The organism is Streptococcus sp. bf_0095, assembly GCF_004166885.1.
In the GTDB taxonomy this organism is placed as follows: domain Bacteria; phylum Bacillota; class Bacilli; order Lactobacillales; family Streptococcaceae; genus Streptococcus.
The window spans coordinates 52,486-69,452 of record NZ_RCYU01000001.1 but is presented as its reverse complement, the minus strand read 5'-3'; the positions used below and the strand labels follow the sequence as shown (position 1 = coordinate 69,452).

Annotated in this window: 25 protein-coding genes; all 25 read right to left on the bottom strand. The window is 39.8% G+C overall.

The window, feature by feature from the left end; translation table 11 throughout:
- Positions 1-56: 56 nt before the first annotated feature.
- The 25 genes from EAI95_RS00410 to EAI95_RS10010 all read right to left on the bottom strand — a co-directional run bounded on the left by EAI95_RS00410 (position 57) and on the right by EAI95_RS10010 (position 16,905).
- Positions 57-602, bottom strand: a complete 546-nt coding sequence (locus EAI95_RS00410; protein WP_129821872.1) for a phage major tail protein, TP901-1 family — start codon at positions 600-602, stop codon at positions 57-59.
- A 3-nt stretch (positions 603-605) separates the two neighbouring features.
- On the bottom strand, positions 606-992 hold the full coding sequence (locus EAI95_RS00405) for a hypothetical protein (RefSeq protein WP_129821871.1): 387 nt from the start codon (positions 990-992) through the stop codon (positions 606-608).
- Positions 989-1,339 carry an HK97-gp10 family putative phage morphogenesis protein gene (locus EAI95_RS00400; protein ID WP_238662875.1) on the bottom strand — a complete coding sequence of 117 codons (351 nt, stop codon included), beginning with the start codon at positions 1,337-1,339 and terminating at the stop codon, positions 989-991. Before EAI95_RS00400 ends, EAI95_RS00405 begins: the two co-directional genes overlap by 4 nt.
- Positions 1,329-1,640 (bottom strand): hypothetical protein, encoded by a 312-nt coding sequence (locus tag EAI95_RS00395; protein WP_129821870.1) that lies wholly within the window; start codon positions 1,638-1,640, stop codon positions 1,329-1,331. The genes EAI95_RS00400 and EAI95_RS00395 overlap by 11 nt, the downstream gene beginning before the upstream one ends.
- Entirely contained in the window at positions 1,637-1,984 is a 348-nt protein-coding gene (locus EAI95_RS00390; RefSeq protein WP_129821869.1) for a phage head-tail connector protein, read from the bottom strand. Before EAI95_RS00390 ends, EAI95_RS00395 begins: the two co-directional genes overlap by 4 nt.
- A 4-nt stretch (positions 1,985-1,988) precedes the next feature.
- Positions 1,989-2,321, bottom strand: a complete 333-nt coding sequence (locus EAI95_RS00385) for a HeH/LEM domain-containing protein (protein ID WP_129821868.1) — start codon at positions 2,319-2,321, stop codon at positions 1,989-1,991.
- A gap of 22 nt (positions 2,322-2,343) precedes the next feature.
- Positions 2,344-3,240, bottom strand: a complete 897-nt coding sequence (locus tag EAI95_RS00380) for a phage major capsid protein (RefSeq protein ID WP_129821867.1) — start codon at positions 3,238-3,240, stop codon at positions 2,344-2,346.
- A 25-nt stretch (positions 3,241-3,265) separates the two neighbouring features.
- Positions 3,266-3,826: a DUF4355 domain-containing protein gene (locus EAI95_RS00375; protein WP_129821866.1), complete on the bottom strand. Its 561-nt coding sequence runs from the start codon at positions 3,824-3,826 to the stop codon at positions 3,266-3,268.
- 119 nt (positions 3,827-3,945) lie between these two features.
- Positions 3,946-4,206: a hypothetical protein gene (locus EAI95_RS00370; RefSeq protein ID WP_129821865.1), complete on the bottom strand. Its 261-nt coding sequence runs from the start codon at positions 4,204-4,206 to the stop codon at positions 3,946-3,948.
- Complete coding sequence (locus EAI95_RS00365) at positions 4,203-5,168, bottom strand: minor capsid protein (RefSeq protein WP_129821864.1); 966 nt, start codon at positions 5,166-5,168, stop codon at positions 4,203-4,205. Before EAI95_RS00365 ends, EAI95_RS00370 begins: the two co-directional genes overlap by 4 nt.
- Positions 5,134-6,621 (bottom strand): phage portal protein, encoded by a 1,488-nt coding sequence (locus tag EAI95_RS00360; protein ID WP_202976103.1) that lies wholly within the window; start codon positions 6,619-6,621, stop codon positions 5,134-5,136. Before EAI95_RS00360 ends, EAI95_RS00365 begins: the two co-directional genes overlap by 35 nt.
- 7 nt (positions 6,622-6,628) lie before the next feature.
- Positions 6,629-7,912: a PBSX family phage terminase large subunit gene (locus tag EAI95_RS00355; protein ID WP_129821863.1), complete on the bottom strand. Its 1,284-nt coding sequence runs from the start codon at positions 7,910-7,912 to the stop codon at positions 6,629-6,631.
- Positions 7,890-8,327, bottom strand: coding sequence for a terminase small subunit (locus EAI95_RS00350; protein ID WP_129821862.1), 438 nt, complete (start codon positions 8,325-8,327; stop codon positions 7,890-7,892). The genes EAI95_RS00355 and EAI95_RS00350 overlap by 23 nt, the downstream gene beginning before the upstream one ends.
- Before the next feature lie 152 nt (positions 8,328-8,479).
- Entirely contained in the window at positions 8,480-8,905 is a 426-nt protein-coding gene (locus EAI95_RS00345; protein ID WP_238662874.1) for a DUF1492 domain-containing protein, read from the bottom strand.
- A gap of 236 nt (positions 8,906-9,141) precedes the next feature.
- The gene (locus EAI95_RS00340; RefSeq protein ID WP_129821861.1) at positions 9,142-9,450 is read right to left on the bottom strand and encodes a DUF1372 family protein; all 309 of its coding nucleotides are present in this window, start codon (positions 9,448-9,450) and stop codon (positions 9,142-9,144) included.
- Positions 9,451-9,547: 97 nt separating this feature from the next.
- Complete coding sequence (locus tag EAI95_RS00335; protein WP_129821860.1) at positions 9,548-10,624, bottom strand: DNA cytosine methyltransferase; 1,077 nt, start codon at positions 10,622-10,624, stop codon at positions 9,548-9,550.
- Positions 10,621-10,998 (bottom strand): YopX family protein, encoded by a 378-nt coding sequence (locus EAI95_RS00330; protein WP_202976102.1) that lies wholly within the window; start codon positions 10,996-10,998, stop codon positions 10,621-10,623. Before EAI95_RS00330 ends, EAI95_RS00335 begins: the two co-directional genes overlap by 4 nt.
- Entirely contained in the window at positions 10,995-11,423 is a 429-nt protein-coding gene (locus EAI95_RS00325; RefSeq protein ID WP_129821859.1) for a DUF1642 domain-containing protein, read from the bottom strand. Before EAI95_RS00325 ends, EAI95_RS00330 begins: the two co-directional genes overlap by 4 nt.
- Before the next feature lie 315 nt (positions 11,424-11,738).
- Positions 11,739-12,254, bottom strand: coding sequence for a MazG-like family protein (locus tag EAI95_RS00320; RefSeq protein ID WP_129821858.1), 516 nt, complete (start codon positions 12,252-12,254; stop codon positions 11,739-11,741).
- A gap of 143 nt (positions 12,255-12,397) precedes the next feature.
- Positions 12,398-12,685: a DUF3310 domain-containing protein gene (locus EAI95_RS00315; RefSeq protein WP_129821857.1), complete on the bottom strand. Its 288-nt coding sequence runs from the start codon at positions 12,683-12,685 to the stop codon at positions 12,398-12,400.
- A 328-nt stretch (positions 12,686-13,013) separates the two neighbouring features.
- Complete coding sequence (locus EAI95_RS00310; protein ID WP_238662873.1) at positions 13,014-14,342, bottom strand: virulence-associated E family protein; 1,329 nt, start codon at positions 14,340-14,342, stop codon at positions 13,014-13,016.
- Entirely contained in the window at positions 14,339-15,154 is an 816-nt protein-coding gene (locus EAI95_RS00305; RefSeq protein ID WP_129821856.1) for a bifunctional DNA primase/polymerase, read from the bottom strand. Before EAI95_RS00305 ends, EAI95_RS00310 begins: the two co-directional genes overlap by 4 nt.
- Before the next feature lie 19 nt (positions 15,155-15,173).
- Complete coding sequence (locus EAI95_RS00300) at positions 15,174-15,683, bottom strand: DUF669 domain-containing protein (RefSeq protein ID WP_129821855.1); 510 nt, start codon at positions 15,681-15,683, stop codon at positions 15,174-15,176.
- Between the two features lie 48 nt (positions 15,684-15,731).
- On the bottom strand, positions 15,732-16,547 hold the full coding sequence (locus EAI95_RS00295; RefSeq protein ID WP_129821854.1) for an AAA family ATPase: 816 nt from the start codon (positions 16,545-16,547) through the stop codon (positions 15,732-15,734).
- A gap of 1 nt (position 16,548) precedes the next feature.
- The gene (locus tag EAI95_RS10010) at positions 16,549-16,905 is read right to left on the bottom strand and encodes a hypothetical protein (protein ID WP_238662872.1); all 357 of its coding nucleotides are present in this window, start codon (positions 16,903-16,905) and stop codon (positions 16,549-16,551) included.
- Positions 16,906-16,967: the final 62 nt, after the last annotated feature.

Here is a 16,967-nt window from a genome sequence, read left to right as displayed (position 1 = left end):
GTTTTTCTCCTTTAAAAAAATTAAAAAAATAAGGGGCTTTAATAAGCCCCTAAAAATTAAGCTGGTAACCCGGTACCTTCACCCTCTTTGGCCAAAGTGTGGTAGTCGTACTGTGCCTTATTAATAGCGGATTTTTGGCTTTCTGTTAGTACATCCGTACTAATTACACCGTTTCCATCAATCGCTACTTCATAGGTCAATTCAACCTTATCATCAGCCGGCGCGGAAATTTCAAAGTTCTTGAAGAATCCTTGGTAGTATTCCACGTCATACTTTTCTTTTCCGCCTTCTTCAAATTTGCTAGCTAGGTCCACAATCCAAACTTCAATCTTGTCAGTGTTGCGGAACCATTTGCGCATTTCTTTCCACATATTCACCGTATCTTTATCTTCACGGTAAGCTAGGGAGGTAAATTCTCCTGAAGTTTCACCATCTGAAACAGAGTTCACAACTCCATCTTTTGTTTTCGTGGTTTCAACTTCTTTTTCAGCGTTCAAAGTGAGTTCCGTTTGGAATCTTACTTTTCCGGCGTCTTGTTTCTTTTGATCTTTAACACGTCGGAAAAACGCGATAAAGTCTTTTCCTTGGATCAATTCTGCCATTTGTTATTTTTTCTCCTTCTTAGTGTAAGTGAACTTGACATCCAGGACCACATGAAGCAATGGCTGGACATCTGTATTATCTGGTATGATCTGTTTATTCGTGCTAGTGTACTGTAAGTGATATTCCCACTTTCCAGAAATCTTTTTGATATTCGTTTCTAAATAGGCTGTTATATCGTCCAAAATAGCCCGCTGTGTCCTTTCAGCGTAAATGTGGACCGTTTGGCCTACCTCACCCCAAAGGTCGTTATTTGGGCTTTCTAGGGCGTTGTTTTCGCCTATATAGATAAAGGGGTATTGTGTCCCGGCTTCGGGCAAAAAGTCAAAGGTTTTTTCCCTTGATTCCGCCATCTGATAAATCAATCTGAATAATTCATGGTTTGGCGTCATTTAAAAACCCCCTTCATTACGTTTGTCATATCTTCCTGAAATTGTGGTTGAACTTCCTGGATCATTGGACGCATGAACGGCGTCCCTGGTTGAAAACGGGTACCGTATTCCTGGTAACCGGCATAACCGGCTTCAGCGTGTATATGTGCTTCCATTCCTGGATATTTCGTTGTTATGTGATTCTTTAGAAAGCTTGTATCTACCGGCGCTCTTCTCTTTGCTACTGCTTTGCCACGTTCGCCATTGTTTTTTAAGACTTCCAAAGATTGTTTAACAGCGTTCGGGTGTGCGTTTGAAATTGTCATTGTCAGCTTTTCGATCCCGTGCCATTTAACTTTAACGCCCAAAAGGTCCTACTTTCTTCAATCGTACAGCCCCTTTAATTGGCGCGTCGATTGCTTCGATAGGCTCATAGGTGTCACGTTTATAAACGGCCTGTGTGAATGGTGCTTGTTCCTGCTGGAATCGGCAAGAAATAATTACATCTGTCCGGTTCCCGTACAGTTCAAACACCTTTGATTGGCTGACTTTATTCACCAAGCAAGGGACTGTTATAGTCTTTCTTGCTTCCATTTCATAACTATCTGTTTCCGGATCGTATTTCTTGCGCCCCCCACAAATTAAGGTAATTCGGTGCGGTGTCTTCATAGGAAAAACACCTTTCCGCGTTCCCGCTGTGATCCGTCTAGGCCAAAATCTTTATTAAGAATAGCCATATACGGTTTAAATAGGTTATCCCACTCCTGATAAGTAACAGAATAACCGTCAACCGTTTCAGACGTTACGCCTTCCGAACCTTTCCGGCCGTATAGCTTATACACCACATTTTCAATCATGAAATTATACTTACTAGCGATTTCTGCCGTGCCTGTTAGGCCCTTAAAATAGCTTTCAGCGTCTTCCACTAAATCACTCAATAGATCATTTTCGTAATTGTCGGAAGGGTCAATACCCAACCGACGTTTAATTTTCGATAGTTGGGTTTCTTCCATCTGTTTATTCCCCTTCGATAGTTTGGGCCAAAGCTACTAGATCCGCTTTTTTGGCGTCTGCTTCATACTCTACGCCAGCGCCATCAAGTAACTCCTTCAATTCTGCCACTTTCAATTTTTCAACTGGTTTTTCTGTTTCCCCAGCTTCCTCATTTGGTGTTTGTGATGGTGTTTCTGGTGTTTCTTCACCTTTAACACTCAATACACCCTTACCGATTAATTCAGCAATTCGATCCTTGGAAACTTCAAAACCTTCACGGGGGAAAGTGTCCCCTGTTTCGTAAAAGCGATTGTTATCTTTGGTGTCAATAATATTCTTAGTTACAATATAAGCCATTGACTACCCCTTTCTAATCTGTTTAGACGTTTTCAGCAGAAGCGGTCAACTTAGCAAACGCGTTTGCCTTAGTAACCATTACAGCGATATCCATAGTAACGCGGACCGCTACCATTTCTTGTTCAAACAAGTTGATAGGTGTTCCGTCTTGGTTCTTCATGGTTGAAATTTGGCCTTCTTCGGAAATCTTGAAATTGATATTGTAAGGCACGCCATAGATCAAGCTGTTAAAGTCACCGGCCAAAAGGTCGCCTTTCTTGAATTGTTTAGATTTAAGATCCACGGTAGTGATACCGTCAATGGTATTGTTCGCCTTGTCGTAAATTGTTTTCTTGTCGCCGTCGCGTGATTCACGCAATGCAGAACGGTTTTGAATTTTAGAAACAAAGGCGTTAGGGTTAATGTCCGCTTCATAAAGCTTATCTTCCAATTTAAGAAGGTTTTCATAGTTGATAGGACCAACAACAACCTGACTAGAATCTTTAGCAGACTTAGCTACTGAATTAGCGAATGGTGTTTCATGTCCTAAAAGTCCAGCTTCATCAATCTTAGTATAGAAGGCTTCCACGATCTGCGGTTTCATATCTTCAAAGAATTTTTCCCATGTATAGTTCAATGCCTCACGGGAAGCAACTAGGATAATACCCAATTTGTGAGCTTTAAGAGAAACTGGAACCACTTCAGGTTTGTCGGTCTTGATTTTTTCTGTTTCATTCACCCAGTAAGCAGATACGCCATCTGTTTGGACGTAAACAGTTTTTTCTTGCAAGCCGTCCATTTCATGGTACTGTCCAAGTTGCATTACTACCGAATTTTCAGCGACATCTTTCATAATGATATCTGTCATTTTTTTAGTAAAAGTTCCGTCTTTCTTTTCTGAAACCAATACTTTTTCAGGGTTAAAAGTTTGTACTGTCATATTTTAAATTTCTCCTTTAAGGTAATTATTTAATGATCCGGGAATTTCGGAAGATATCCCCTTTATTTGATTTTTCGGACCCGCTAAAATCTGATGAGACTTTTGGGGGTTCCGATTGTGAGTATTCAGCCTTGATTTCACTAATAATACTTTCAAGGTCTGAAATAGCTTGCAAAGTACCTTCAGCGGTATCTTTAACAACAAAAGAAATTACTTTATCATTGACCGGAAGTTTCCGGCTAGAAAGTGTTTTAATGGCTTCATCTGTCAATTCTCGCTTGGTTTGTTCTTTTTCAAGCCCAGCGATCTTATCTAGTAAAGCTTGTTTTTCTGCTTCAGCTTCCTTACGTCGGTACTCTTCTAATTCTTTCCCAGTAAGTTCGCTTTCTGCCTTGTATTTTTCCAAGGCTTTAGAAATTGCGTCCGCTGTATCTTTGGAATGTTTTTCTTCCAAGGATTTCAAACGGCGTTGCATTTCGGCCACTGATACCATCTTTTCCGGTTCTTGCGTCGGATTGCTAGCTTGTTCCTCAACTGTTTCCGGTGATTGTGGTTCAATCGCCTGTGGTGTTTGTTCTTCTGCCATTAGTAGGCTCCTTTCTACGCTTGACGGGCAACCTCCCCGAACTCATGCAACTTTTAACGTCTTCAGCACGGTTTGGACAAGCAAAAAACCGTATGGAATCCCGTACGGTTTATAGTGATTTATTCAACTTTTTCGTAAGTTTCTGCAAAAATATCAGGCTTACATGGATAAAATTCGCCTTGTACACCCTTGATAATGTAATCACCTTCAGTCGCAATTATCACCCCTTCAAGTGTTTCTATTTTTAAAATTGGATTATCTAAATCAGCATAATCAATTCGGACTGGATCTAATCCTAATTCTGACAATTTTAAAATTGATTCTTCAGTGTCTACAAACTGAACAGCCTCAATCACTACGGGCTTCTTTCTGTATTTCATCTTTCGTCCTCATCATTTAGTTTAAAATCGTTTAAGGTGCTACCACCCTTTTTATATTTCAGTTCAATGTGTCCATAACCCGAACACCTGCAATTTGGGTGCATAGGGTACATATTCACGCCTTTTTCCAATTCATCAACCGGAAAGGCCTTGCCGTCCAAAGGCGCGCATATCTCGCACGCTCCTGGTTCTGCTACAAAAATAAAATGTGTGAACTCATTAGCCACTAACATTTCTTTTTGAGTGTCCGCATTGATCCGGGCTATTTCTGTTTTAATCAACCTTTCAGCATTTGCCTGACTAGTACCATATTTCTTAGCAAGTCTTTTCCGTTCTTCCTTGTAACCCATCATATCCGTGTAAATACGATTAAGGGAAGCAAACACATCTTTTTGTAGGGCTTGCTGTAAGCCTGTCTTACCCCAGACACGGCTTGAAAAAGATTCACCGTAGAAATCAGCGTCTAAAATCGCCTCTAAACGCTTTTTGACCCCTTTGGATGAATTACCCAAAATCCCCGCTTGTCGCTCAAATTCGCGTATTATTTCGCTTCTACGGGCATTATCAAACATTTCATAGGTTTCCGCTGTCAGGTTTTGAATTTCCAGATCCAATTCAGCCTTTAAGAGTTCCAGCCGGCTTACTTTCATCTTCAAATTGTAAGTTCTTAGCCATTCATTAGTAGCCGGTGAAAAGTCTTTTTCTTTGACTGCTTTATAAGCCTTACGATTGAACTTGGTAACGTCCATTTGGTCAGCTCGTTTCATGGCTTCCTGTTTGGTCAAGCCCTCACGGCCCGCATAATTGATATAAAACCGGTCTATCTTCCCTTGTAAACGGTCATAAGATTCCTGGTAAATTTCAATTAAGGCCCTTTCACGGTCTAAATCTCGCTTCATTAGGGCGCTTTGGGCCTTACGTTCCGCGTTATACTTCCGGTTGTCCGCTATTTTCAAGTTCATCCGTGATACCTACGCTTTTCGCTCTTTCAAAATCGCTAGCGCCTTCCTCTTTCTTGATACGGTCTATTTCCGTTTCATAGTCGGTAAAGCTTGCGTTATTAAGTAGGGTTTCTTGTGATACTTCCCCGCCCGCTTCAATGTAAGCTTTTATTTCCGTCCAAACATCTTGTGGTAAGTTCGGGTGGAAAGTGAAGGTCAGCTTGTCAGCTTCGATTTTAGGACCATTTACGGCCTTGTGAATGTTACTGATCAACTCATACCGACGACGCAAAGCCTTAGTAAAGTATGTTTCCTTGTCTTTTCGGACTTGTTCCAGTCCAATCATCTTATAAAGTAAGGCAATTCCTGACTGTGTAGAATTAAAGCGATCATCATCAAGGTTAGGAATACGACTGAAGCGGTGAATATCATTCGCCAAACGGTTCTTATAAGCTTCCGTACCTTGTACGTCGTATTGCTTATAAATATATCCGGTGTCCGCTGTCGTTTGTTGACCTGTTGCACTGATTCCCGTTTGAAGTAATAGCGTGTTCGCGTCCTTCATTTTGGCCACGTTGTCAGCCGTTGCCCCGATAGCTTCCAGATCACCCTTAATTAACAACATAGCATCATTGAGATCACTCATATAGTTAGCGGTGTCTGATTCGCTAGCGTCGTAAGCGTCAATTAGAGAGATTTCACTTTCATAATCGCCCATTCTATAACGATTGTTCCACCATTCAACAACTGGAATATCGTTATAATTGTGCTTGGTTGCTTCATCCAAAACAAGGCGCGGGCTATAATAAGTAAAAGGCTTGTACTTAATCACTTGATCTTTAGTATAAACCGTCATATTAACCCGGTCATTATAAATTGGAAGATGGACCGCGCATATAATATTCTGTTCCACGGTCAAATCTCGGACCACAAACATTTCAAGCGGACTAATCAAAACAACCCGGTCCATATTATCACGATCCCGGAAATGATACTCATAAGCACGGCCAAAAACGGAAGCGTCAAAGGCTAAATCACTATTTAAGGCGTTTACGTCGTTGTTCCATTCAATTTCTTTGATTGATTGTAACTGGTCTTTGTTTCCGCCTTCCATGATTCCAACTGTTACGGGGTTCCCGATTACATAAGACGTAGCAAAGCCGGAAATATAACCACCCCAGCGGTGTCTTACTCGGTAATCTGCTTTCTCTTTATCCATCCGGCGTTTACCGGTTAAAATGCTGTAATTGTTACCTTTAGCGTAAGAATCTAGCACCCGTAAGCGTTGCTTTTGATATTCAAAAAACGCTGTCAGCATTTCCCGGAAGGCTTTTTTTCCTTCTGTTGTGTTTAGCAATTCTTCAGCAGAAGAATATCTAAATTGTTCATTAGCTAGCCTACTAAATTGCAAACTATCGTTACGGCTTGAAACCTCAATATCCAAACCGTGTTCAAATTCATTCACATGATCCATCTTTTACCTACCTTCTAAACAAGCGATTTACTTTGGAAATCGTCTTATTAACATCCAATTCCTTTTTCTTTTGGAAAATTCGATCTTGAACCGCATAGCGTACAGCGTCTAAACAGTGGTTATAGCTATCCACCGGCTCATTTATATATTCATTAGTAGTCTTGTCTTTCTTCCAAGTGTAATTCTCTAATTCCTCAATGGTTTTTACACATCTTTCATCAACTATGATTTCATATTGTAAAATATACTGGATCCCTTGCATGACTGACCCAGGGCCTTTTATAACATCAATCACCCGTGGAATGTCTAGGTTCCTTAATTCCTGATTAGATTTCTTTTCAGCACTATCGGCCCTAATAATCTCTTTAGCATATCCAAGGGCTTTAATTGCTTCCGCTATCTTGTCATTAGTCAGGCCCTTCCTTACATATTCTTCCAAGATATACAAGCGTCTATTTTCATCATCAATTTTAATGTGCATAAAGGCTGACGGGTCGTTTATGAAACCATAGTCAAGACCAAAATCTGATGGAATGTGACTTAGTTCATCCTTGTTTAGTAACTGTTTTTTGTACTTAGGAAATACAAGCTTGTCCAAGGTCGCAAACTCACCCAAGGCATAAATTTTATAATAAGCCTCGTTCCGGTCAGCAAGTTCTTCTATATTTTCCTTTGTGACTTCATCCAAAAATCTATTATCTTTATATGTCGTTTGATAGATAACCGTGTTTTTGGGCTTCTTCACAAAAAAGGCATTATAAACCCAATTAACCTTAGACACCGGGTTAAACATTAAATAGATCTGCTTGTTAGGGTGTTTCTTATCCCGTAAACGCAAGGTCAACTGTGTATAATCGTCTAGGGTGAACTCTGAAGCTTCTTCCATGACCACATCTGAAATACCTTTAATAGACTTTATTTTTTCCGGGTTATCCAACCCCTTGAAAATGAATTGGGCGCCGTTTGGTAGCTCAATCCGATAAGCAGAATTATTAACCTTACAAGCACCAAGTAGGCCCCAGGCTTCCAAGCATTGTTTAACATCTTCAAAGATAGAATCATAAACGCTGGATCCAACTTTCCGCAAAAAAAGAACCTTCCTTGGATATTTCCAAGCCTGAAGGCTCTTAAAAACTACTTTTTGAATTACTCCATGACTTTTACCGGATGAAGCCCCGCCGTAATGGATCTCTGTAAAGGTGCTATAGTCGGTTAATTTATCGTAAATGTGCTTATTAAAAACCCGGCTTGGATTTTTAATATTTATTTTAATCTGTGGTTTCTTCATCATCCCAGTTTCCCAGTTCAATTTCTACCACCCGTTGAGTGATTTCTTGCCTATCCACAAATAAGCCGTACCGTTTACCAAGGTCAACAGCGGAAGCCCGTCTAGTTGCTACTGATGGTTTTGCTTGTACTACTTTTTGTGTACCTTCACCATCTAGGACCAAAAGCGGTTCAGTGACTTCACCACGCATAACAGCGGTTAGAAACTCTAACACTTCTTGTTGATCTGCGACACGTTCAGATTTAAGTTTTTCAAGCTGTTCATCTATATAGGCTTTTACCTTAGTATTTCTTAGTAATTTACTACCATTTACTTCAGCGGTTCCATTCTTAACTTTTGGATAAGCTTTCAAATAAGCTTCCGTAGCGTTCAATGAAATGATATAATGATCTGCAAAAATCTTTTGCCTTTCCGTCATTCCCAAATCTTTTGGCTCCTTTCTGGTAAGATACAAAAAAAGGATAAATCAGAATGATTTATCCTTAAAACTTGATACTAACATTTTAGCACATTAACGCGGTCATGCCTTAACAAGATAGATTGGTAAAGTACCGACTATACAAGCGATTATCAAACATTATCACTATTAATAATTGTGTCTAGTTCATCAATCGCGGACCGTTTTAAGCGGTAATAGGTCGGTATTGAAATACCATCCAAATCGTTGCAAATATCTAGGACGTGTTTTTTTACAATGTAAGTAAGCCTTAATACGGTTCTTTGTTTAGGATCTTTCAGCTTATTGATAACCCTACTTAATTCTAATTTTCTGTTAATAATTTCAGTGGTATCTTGTTCAATAGCTTCTTTCATAACTACCAATTGTGTGTACACGTCGTCAATTTTACGGCCTTTCCCACCGGATATTTTATCAACTTGAAATTTAGGGCTTGATAGTAGCCCAGCTTCCAACTCATTGATTTCATCCATCCGGCTTTTTATGTCAATGTCTAATTTCTGCAATTCATCAAGTAATTCCTGTGCCTTACTAACCAAACCAAAAACTCCTTTTTTATTAGAAAATATGTTATAATATAGTTATCTCCTATTTCATTTTTTCATAACTCCAGAAAGTCGGTTTGCAGTAGGCCGGCTTTTTTTTAATTTTGGGGCGCGTGTATCAAACGCCCCTTTTTAGATTTATTCAGTGTAAAGGAGTTCCTCCATTCTAATTTTTTATTTTTGATACACTTATCACCTACAAGCTTTTCACGGCTTGCAAGTGTAAAAATCTAACTTCCCAACCCTTTCAAATATTCAGGCATTGGATCCCCAATCTTCAAGTTGTCATATTGTTCCTTACTAACTAGGAAGTTACCGTACCCGTTTATAGTCACCGTATAACGCCCTTCTAGGACGTTTTTAGCGGTTATTGTGCCGGTAAGGTCAATTACATCCCCGGCACCTTTAACCTCATATACAACTATTTTAGGCTGGCTTTCAAGCCTTTCGATTTTCTGACTTTGGCTTATAATTTTGGCACCAAACACAATTACAAGAAAAACAACAAAGGAAAAAGCAAAACTTTCTTTTTTACTCATTTATTCCCCCGCGAACTAAAAGCCACAAGGCAAGCTAGAATGAATCCTACTGACCAAACGACGCAAAAGATGAACAAGATAATATCTAGTAACTCCATTAACCTTCTCCTTCAATAATTTTTAACCTTTTTGCTATCGCTTCAATCACATTTACAGTCACGCTATTTCCTGCTTGCTTGTATAATTGACTGTTAGAATTGACCTCTTGTGCCTTATCAAAAGCCCAGTCTGGGAAACCTTGCAATCTCCAGCACTCACGAGGTGTCAGTTTTCTAATTCTGAAATCTGGTTCAACCACTCCTTGACTTTCTCCAGTCAAAAGAGTATTCGCAATCTGCTTACCTACTCGCCCTCTGCGAGTTTTAGAATTCGGGTGCGATAGGTTCACACTATCACCGATTGTAGCTTCAGCATATCCTTGCTTGGTTGCTTCCTTCACTCGGATTTTAGGTTCAATGCTTCCGTCTTGAACAGCAACTTGCTTCGGTTCTTTGTAATCTCGAGCTAAAAGTGTACCGACTAAACCGGTCGAATTATAAACCACACTTCCAGTTCCTTTTCTTGTCCCGTTCGGATTTTTTGTATTCCCTACTATTTCGATTTTAGGCTGTTGATTATCAGATTTCGCATTTTCTTTGACGATAGGAAAAACGTTTCTGGTACGTTCTCCTCTAAGATGTCCGATAATGAACACTCGCTCCCGATTTTGAGGGACTCCAAAATTTTTGCTGTTAAGCACTTGCCATTCGACATCATACCCCAGTTCATCAAGCGCTCCGAGGATTGTTTTAAAGGTGTTTCCTCGGTCATGGTTAAGGAGTCCTTTGACGTTTTCAAGAAAAAGATACTTGGGTTTGAGAATACTTGCAAACCGTGCAATTTCAAAGAAGAGAGTTCCTCTAGTATCTTCGAATCCTCTTCTTGCTCCAGCAATAGAGAAAGCCTGGCACGGAAATCCCCCGCAGATAATATCAACGTGTCCGATTGCTCGGACTTCTTCATCTGTAACTGCTGTAATGTCATGTAATTCAATTTCCCCTTCTGTATTATGTATAGCTTTGTAACTGGCTCTTGCGAATTTATCAATCTCACAAAAACCTATACATTCATGGCCAACGGATTCCATCCCAAGACGAAAACCGCCGATCCCTGCAAATAAATCTAAAAACTTCACGCTTCTTCCTCCAACAATTCTGGATTTTCGTAAATGTTGCCGATAACCTCACAATTAGTATGTCGTAACCACAATTCACATCCGTGTTGATTAGATTCAAGACGATATGCTCCACCACGATGTCTTATAACCTCGTAATAAGTGGGATCAGAATAGACATCCTTAGCCATTTTGACTACATCCCCTTCAAAAATTTCCTTGCCGTTTTTATCTTTTAATCCCGTGGATTGCATGAGGATAGTATTTTCAAACTTAATGAATCTCAATATACCAACCTCATCTATATATTGGACCTCTTTATTATCAAAATACAATCCTTCAACATGATGCAGTGCTGATGTAATTCTATTCCACATTCTATACTTTGGAATCATTCCTCCACCTCCTCAACTTCAAACAGAAAGAACCATTTTCCTGTAATGCTATCAAGTTTTAGCACTGAAGAATGATGATATACACCCTTCGCCTTCACCCGATACCGCTTCTCTTTCTCGACCGTGTAGCCGTCAAGCCAAGCACGGGCGAAAACATCAACATTTCCAAGTGTGTAGAACCATTCGGAAATTTCTGAACCTTCCGATTCTTCAACAATATGATCGAAGGCATCATCTAAATCCCATTCATAGTATTTTGCGTCTTTTATATAATCAGCCACAAACTGCGGGATTGTGACTTTCTGCGGTTCGTTGAGCTGTCGCAACTCTCTCAAAAACGTTTGATAGATATGGGCGCTTTTAAAATCCGACTTCCCATTGATCAGAATTTCTTCATACTTTTTTATCAACTCTTGTCTATTCATCTTTTTTACCTTTTTTTCTTAATAGTAAAAGCTAGCGTAGCGATTGAAACACCAAACGCGATCAAAGGCGAGTTTCCGGGTTGGTTACTTGAATATCACTCCCATTCTTGACAACTCCCGTAGAAGTTCCTTTTTCTCCTTCAGTATTTTTTCCGCTTCCTGTTTCTTCAATAGGATTTTCAGAATTTCCTTGTTCAAGTTGTTCCGTTCCTTCATTTTGGACCGTTCCGACTTCTCCAGCTTCTTTAACTGTGATTCTGTTTGTTCAATTTCTTTTAAAAGCTGTTCCCTGTATTTCATCCGCATTTACTCTTTTTATAAATCTTCTTCTTTTACAAAAGATCCATTAACTACAATCCCTTTTCGGTCTTTAATTTCGTTATAGGCTTGTTCAAAGCAACTCACAAAGTTATAGCCCAATTCCCGACAAATAAGATCAAGGTAACAAATAATATTTTGAAGGTTAGCCAAAAGAGAATTTTCAATCCCTAAATCTTGCGCAACTTTAGCCTGAAAGGCGCTATCTGTGATCATCCAAATCCAAGCTGTCACCCCGCCAAAATCAGGGATATAATCGTCTTTTTCTGTGAAAAACACTTGTTCCGGATTGACGCCGGCCATCATAGCATAACCCACAACAACCACGGCGACATCCCCGATTGAATCCATTATAATTTCATGCTTTCCTTTTAGATAGCCTGAAACTAGTTCGCCGGTTTCTTCAATCAATTTCAAACCTTGCTTGTCAATATCGCCTTGATCAATGCCACGCGCCAAAAACCAGTTCTTAGTGTTAAAAAGTAAATCACTTACTTTTTTATTCAGTTCCATTTTCCAGTAACTCCTTTAATTCTTTGATTCTTAATCTTAGCTACCTCTTACGGTTAGCTACCGCCCCTTTTGTAAATTGGGGCCGTAACCGTTCAAAATGCTCTTTGTCAGCTAGTAAATCTTCATAGTGAGATATAGCCTTCTCAATTTGTTCCCTGTCCATGTCCACCCTCCAAGGCTTCAATTAACCAGCCTAAATATACTTGGGCTTTTTTTAAATCTTCCAGGCCGTTTTTCTGCGAATGTCGCAAGACGTACTTAACGACATTTCCGAAAAAGAAACCTTCCGCATATTCTGGACATGGCGCAAAATTTTTGATCACGTCAATGACTTCCATTCCATTTTTACCTTTGTAATGATTCGGTTGATGGATCAAATCTTCTTCCATCATTTCAGAAATTACTTGTTCAAAACTCTTTTCTTTTTCCATATTTATCCTTTCAAAAAGTTTGTGAAATTTTCCGGGTTACCGAGTTACCGTATTTTTAAAACTTTTTTAATTTTATTTTTAACAAACGTTGATATAATAGGCTTTCTTATTATTTATAAATATTTTTATACTTTTTTTATAAAATACGGTAACTCGGTAACTTTTATATAAATAGTATTAATAAAGTCAGTAATACCAAGGGTTTTCACGGTTACCGTAAGGTTACCGTTCTCCCGAAAAGTTACCGATCTCCACCCCAAAAGTTACCGAAAGTTACCGTAGGTTACCGATCAGTTACCGTAAATTTTTTTCACAAAGTTATAATATTTTAGTTAATTTTAACAAAACCTTTTATAGTTTTTCCGTTTGCTTTATAAGCTTTTTTCTCCCAATTCGGGAGGTGTCCTATAATCAGATTGATTTTCGCGGAAAGCTTCCGATCATTCGAACCTTTCATAAATAAGTTGTACATGATTTCACGGGTTGAAACTCTTTTGAGTTCTTCCGTCCCAAATTCGACTTCTGAAGAATTATCAAACCATGAAGCGGTATATTGGTGCTGTTTTTGTACCGTCATTTTTTCCCAATGTGAAGGAATAGGCATTTCAAGATAGTCCATTACCTGTATTTCAACTTCATCCCGGTACATGAATTTTTCCCGGTATGTTTCAAGTTCAGCTTCCGTTTCAGAGTCAAATTTTAGTTCAAAACCTTCTTTATAGATCGAAACAGCTTCACCCCAAATTTGATCTATTGTAGCTTGTTCGATTTCCATAGGGTGTTTTTTCTGTCTAGCACCATCCACCATCACGGAAAGGAAGCGCCGTTCTCCGGTTTTATCTTTTAGATATTCCACCTGGTTAGTGGTCCGGGCCAAAATGAAGTTTTTGGCAAATTCTTCCGTCTTGGACATATAAGGCCGGCGGTAACGTAAGCTAGTTTTTGAAATAAAAGCTTTGGTTTCAGCGAATGACATTCGGTTACTTGCCACCATTTCATCATCATTAACGATTAGGCTCTTTAACATAATGTCAAAGTTATCCTTATTGTTAAAATCTGTTACCGCGTCGGTGTACCAAGGGCCACCGATTTTCTGAAGTAGGGACGTTTTCCCCACGCCCTGACCACCTACCAAGTCCAAAACGTAGTCAAACTTGGTATAGGGTTCATAGACTTTGGCCACGGCTCCGACTAGCCACATTTTCGCAATCTTGGAAATTAAGGGGGTATCTTCAGCACCTAGGTAGTGCTGAAACATTTTCCCGATTCGTTCCCGGCCGTCCCACTCTTTGGCCACGCGCTCCGTGTATTCCATTACCGGGTTATGGGATCTTTCAGAAAAGAAAGTTTCAAGGCCGGCTTTCATGGCGTTGGGCGAATAAACAACCCCTAAATTATTTTCAAAGTACACTGTAAGCACACTTACAAAACTAGCGGGCAATTCCCCGGCTGGAAACGTGGTATTTCCTAGCCGGATTTCTTGCGTAAGTTCATATTCTTGTGAAAAGTCATTGCGCCTTAGATATTGCCCTAGTTGTTCATCCGCCTTTAAAGACATCACCACATTCGCCGGGCTGGTGCTTTTAATATCCCCGCTAGCCGTTAAAACTAATTTAGGGTTTTTGTCTATGCTTATTACATTACCAATCTTTCTCACCCCCTTCTATCTTTCTTGATCATACTTTCCACCGTCCGCCTTACCTCACTTTCAGGTAAAGGGTTGACGCTGTTTCTGTTTGCGATTTCTGCAAGCCTTAGAATATATTCATCATCCACGGCCCGGAATAACAAACCGCCTACAAACTTCGTTAGTTTGTCATTGCGTCCGCCTTCATCACCAAAACCTACCGCGATAGTTTCAAATAATTCCGTTGTTTGGTTGCGGTCACGGGTCAAACTTCTTTCTTTTAGGTTTTTAAGCCCTTCCGAACTATACCCGTGATTCTCCTGGTAGGTTTTCTTGATGGCCTGGATCAATTCTTTTGAAGGAGTTACCATTGTTCCGCCTTCACTTGATTTCTCCAAGTCCCATTCATACATTCCCTTATCCGTCGCGGAAGGTGCAACCAAAACATAATTATTTTCATGTGCTTTTATATCCACACCCGGAAGAAAGCCAATCATTTGAGAGATTGGTATATCTTCCCTTTTGAAGTAGAATAAATGCTTCCCACCGCTTGCGGTTTTGGCTTGTAAGGTCGGTTCAATCAGGTTTAAATATTTCCAGCGTTTGAGTGATTCAAACCCGTTTTCTTTGCCGTGCTTGTCAATATCGATCACAAAGAAATTAGTAGTCTTCAAGGCTATGTTAGCGTTTGGGTGCTGGTCCCAAAAATTCGCTATTTCTTCCGCTGTCATTTTTGGCTTGTCCGCAAACTCTATCATAGGCCTTTTATTTTTAGGGTTGATAGGAATGACGGCAAAGCCTAACTTTTGATACTGTAAAGCGTAGTCCTTCATGCTAGCCATTCCTATTTACTCCTAAATGTTAGAATGGTAGATCATCATCATTGATTTCAATAGCGTCGGTATTTGGTAGGCCTTCAGCTTCATTAAGGTCATAATTGCGGTATGTTTTACCCTTGCTTTCTGTTTCAATGATTACCAAGGTATAGTAGGTTCCTACCGCTTTCCGGTTAAGGGCGTCTTCAAGGGCCTTACCATCTTCAAAGTCAGATTTTAAAGGTGCGTCATCCGCAAAGGCCAAAGCTTTTTGGAAGAATTTGATAGTACGCTGTACTGACCAACCAATGTCTTTTCCGTTCCAGGTGTCAAGCGTTCCAAATGAAACGTATTCAGTCCGGCCATCATAATCACCACCACGGATCTCAAAACGGTATTGTAGGCTTTCCCATCCGCTTTCTGCTACATTAAACTGTACAGATTTTAGAATAGCTTGGTACTCACCGGCTGGAATCGGTGCCGGGCCGTTTGCGCTGTCCTTACGAGGGTCAAACCCTTCTTTTTTGATTGATTGTGCAATATCCAATAAACTCATTGTTTAATTCTCCTTTTGTGTTTAAATTATTTATTTAAAATTGTTGTATTAGAAAAGATCATCTTCAGAAACATTTTCCTGTTTCTGTGGTTTCGGTGCTTCTTTTTTGACTTCTTCTTTTTTGGCTGGTGCCGGCTTGCTTGGTGCTTTTGCTGGTTCCAATGCCCCGCGGATTGTTGATAAGATTTTCAAAATTTCTTTATCATCAACCTGATCCATGTAGTATTTCTTGCGTTTGCGTTCTACTTCCCTATTGTAGTTATTGCCTACTTTTTCGGTGTGGATCATCAAGTCAGAATTACCATTGATTAGGTTTACATACTTATCCTTAAGGCTTGGTTTATCCTTGGTAGCGTTGCCGTTATCATCATATTCGGAAACTTGCCGGCTGATATAAATGACATTCATAGGAAGGGCCTTTAAGTCAATTACCATTTCAGTGATCGCCTGATTGAAGAAGTCATACCCTTTCCCGTAAGGAATTTCTGACAAGGATTTCAAGCGGGGCTTTCCGGGCGGTGTCAATTCATCACAAACGGCAATTTTGATCATTTCAATCACATCATCAATAACATCCACTACCACGGTTTGGTATGTGTGCTTTTGAGTTTGTAAGGCCAAAAGAATTTCACCAATTTGAGAAATGACGCTTTTAGTAATTCGCCCTTGTTCGTCCTTTTCATTCACAAGCTGGATTGAAGGTACGGTATTCGCTTCAGCGTTACCATCTGTATTTAAGACGATAGGCGCCGGGAACTCATTTGCAAGGTAGCTTTTACCTGACATGGTTTCACCGTAGAGGAAGAAATTTCGCGGGGTGTCCTTTGGTATCTGTGGTTTATTTTCAGGTAGTTTAAAGGCCATTTTATTCACCTCTCCAGAATGGTTTTCGTCCAACAAGTCCATCTACTAATGTTTTTGCCAAAATTTGTTTAAGCTCATCTGAATCATCTTTTTCAATTTCGCGGACTTCATCACCGTTAGGATAAGTGAGTTCGTAAGTTGCATTGACTTCAATAATTTCAGCACCAAAGGCTTTCGCAAGGTTTTTGAGTTCTTTCTTTTGTTTTTCATAACCTTCTTCGCTCATAGTTAAGGCGTTTTGAATTTCGTCAGTGTAGTCATTTTGAAAAGCTAGGCGTCCGCGGTCTTCGTAGCTTTCCAAAAATTCGCCTTCTTTTTTGTCACGGAATACATAGTATTTAGCTGTTACTTTAGTCATTGTTTTGTTCCTCTTTTTCTTTCTTTTCGTCTTTTGTTGCGCGTTCCCCTAAAAGGAAACCT

Excerpts from the sequence above, each read along its gene's own strand:
- EAI95_RS00410 (WP_129821872.1), bottom strand. The coding sequence starts at position 602 with ATGGCAGAATTGATCCAAGGAAAAGACTTTATCGCGTTTTTCCGACGT.
- EAI95_RS00405 (WP_129821871.1), bottom strand. The coding sequence starts at position 992 with ATGACGCCAAACCATGAATTATTCAGATTGATTTATCAGATGGCGGAA.
- EAI95_RS00395 (WP_129821870.1), bottom strand. The coding sequence starts at position 1,640 with ATGAAGACACCGCACCGAATTACCTTAATTTGTGGGGGGCGCAAGAAA.
- EAI95_RS00390 (WP_129821869.1), bottom strand. The coding sequence starts at position 1,984 with ATGGAAGAAACCCAACTATCGAAAATTAAACGTCGGTTGGGTATTGAC.
- EAI95_RS00385 (WP_129821868.1), bottom strand. The coding sequence starts at position 2,321 with ATGGCTTATATTGTAACTAAGAATATTATTGACACCAAAGATAACAAT.
- EAI95_RS00380 (WP_129821867.1), bottom strand. The coding sequence starts at position 3,240 with ATGACAGTACAAACTTTTAACCCTGAAAAAGTATTGGTTTCAGAAAAG.
- EAI95_RS00375 (WP_129821866.1), bottom strand. The coding sequence starts at position 3,826 with ATGGCAGAAGAACAAACACCACAGGCGATTGAACCACAATCACCGGAA.
- EAI95_RS00370 (WP_129821865.1), bottom strand. The coding sequence starts at position 4,206 with ATGAAATACAGAAAGAAGCCCGTAGTGATTGAGGCTGTTCAGTTTGTA.
- EAI95_RS00365 (WP_129821864.1), bottom strand. The coding sequence starts at position 5,168 with ATGAACTTGAAAATAGCGGACAACCGGAAGTATAACGCGGAACGTAAG.
- EAI95_RS00360 (WP_202976103.1), bottom strand. The coding sequence starts at position 6,621 with ATGGATCATGTGAATGAATTTGAACACGGTTTGGATATTGAGGTTTCA.
- EAI95_RS00355 (WP_129821863.1), bottom strand. The coding sequence starts at position 7,912 with ATGATGAAGAAACCACAGATTAAAATAAATATTAAAAATCCAAGCCGG.
- EAI95_RS00350 (WP_129821862.1), bottom strand. The coding sequence starts at position 8,327 with ATGACGGAAAGGCAAAAGATTTTTGCAGATCATTATATCATTTCATTG.
- EAI95_RS00340 (WP_129821861.1), bottom strand. The coding sequence starts at position 9,450 with ATGAGTAAAAAAGAAAGTTTTGCTTTTTCCTTTGTTGTTTTTCTTGTA.
- EAI95_RS00330 (WP_202976102.1), bottom strand. The coding sequence starts at position 10,998 with ATGATTCCAAAGTATAGAATGTGGAATAGAATTACATCAGCACTGCAT.
- EAI95_RS00325 (WP_129821859.1), bottom strand. The coding sequence starts at position 11,423 with ATGAATAGACAAGAGTTGATAAAAAAGTATGAAGAAATTCTGATCAAT.
- EAI95_RS00320 (WP_129821858.1), bottom strand. The coding sequence starts at position 12,254 with ATGGAACTGAATAAAAAAGTAAGTGATTTACTTTTTAACACTAAGAAC.
- EAI95_RS00315 (WP_129821857.1), bottom strand. The coding sequence starts at position 12,685 with ATGGAAAAAGAAAAGAGTTTTGAACAAGTAATTTCTGAAATGATGGAA.
- EAI95_RS00305 (WP_129821856.1), bottom strand. The coding sequence starts at position 15,154 with ATGGCTAGCATGAAGGACTACGCTTTACAGTATCAAAAGTTAGGCTTT.
- EAI95_RS00300 (WP_129821855.1), bottom strand. The coding sequence starts at position 15,683 with ATGAGTTTATTGGATATTGCACAATCAATCAAAAAAGAAGGGTTTGAC.
- EAI95_RS00295 (WP_129821854.1), bottom strand. The coding sequence starts at position 16,547 with ATGGCCTTTAAACTACCTGAAAATAAACCACAGATACCAAAGGACACC.
- EAI95_RS10010 (WP_238662872.1), bottom strand. The coding sequence starts at position 16,905 with ATGACTAAAGTAACAGCTAAATACTATGTATTCCGTGACAAAAAAGAA.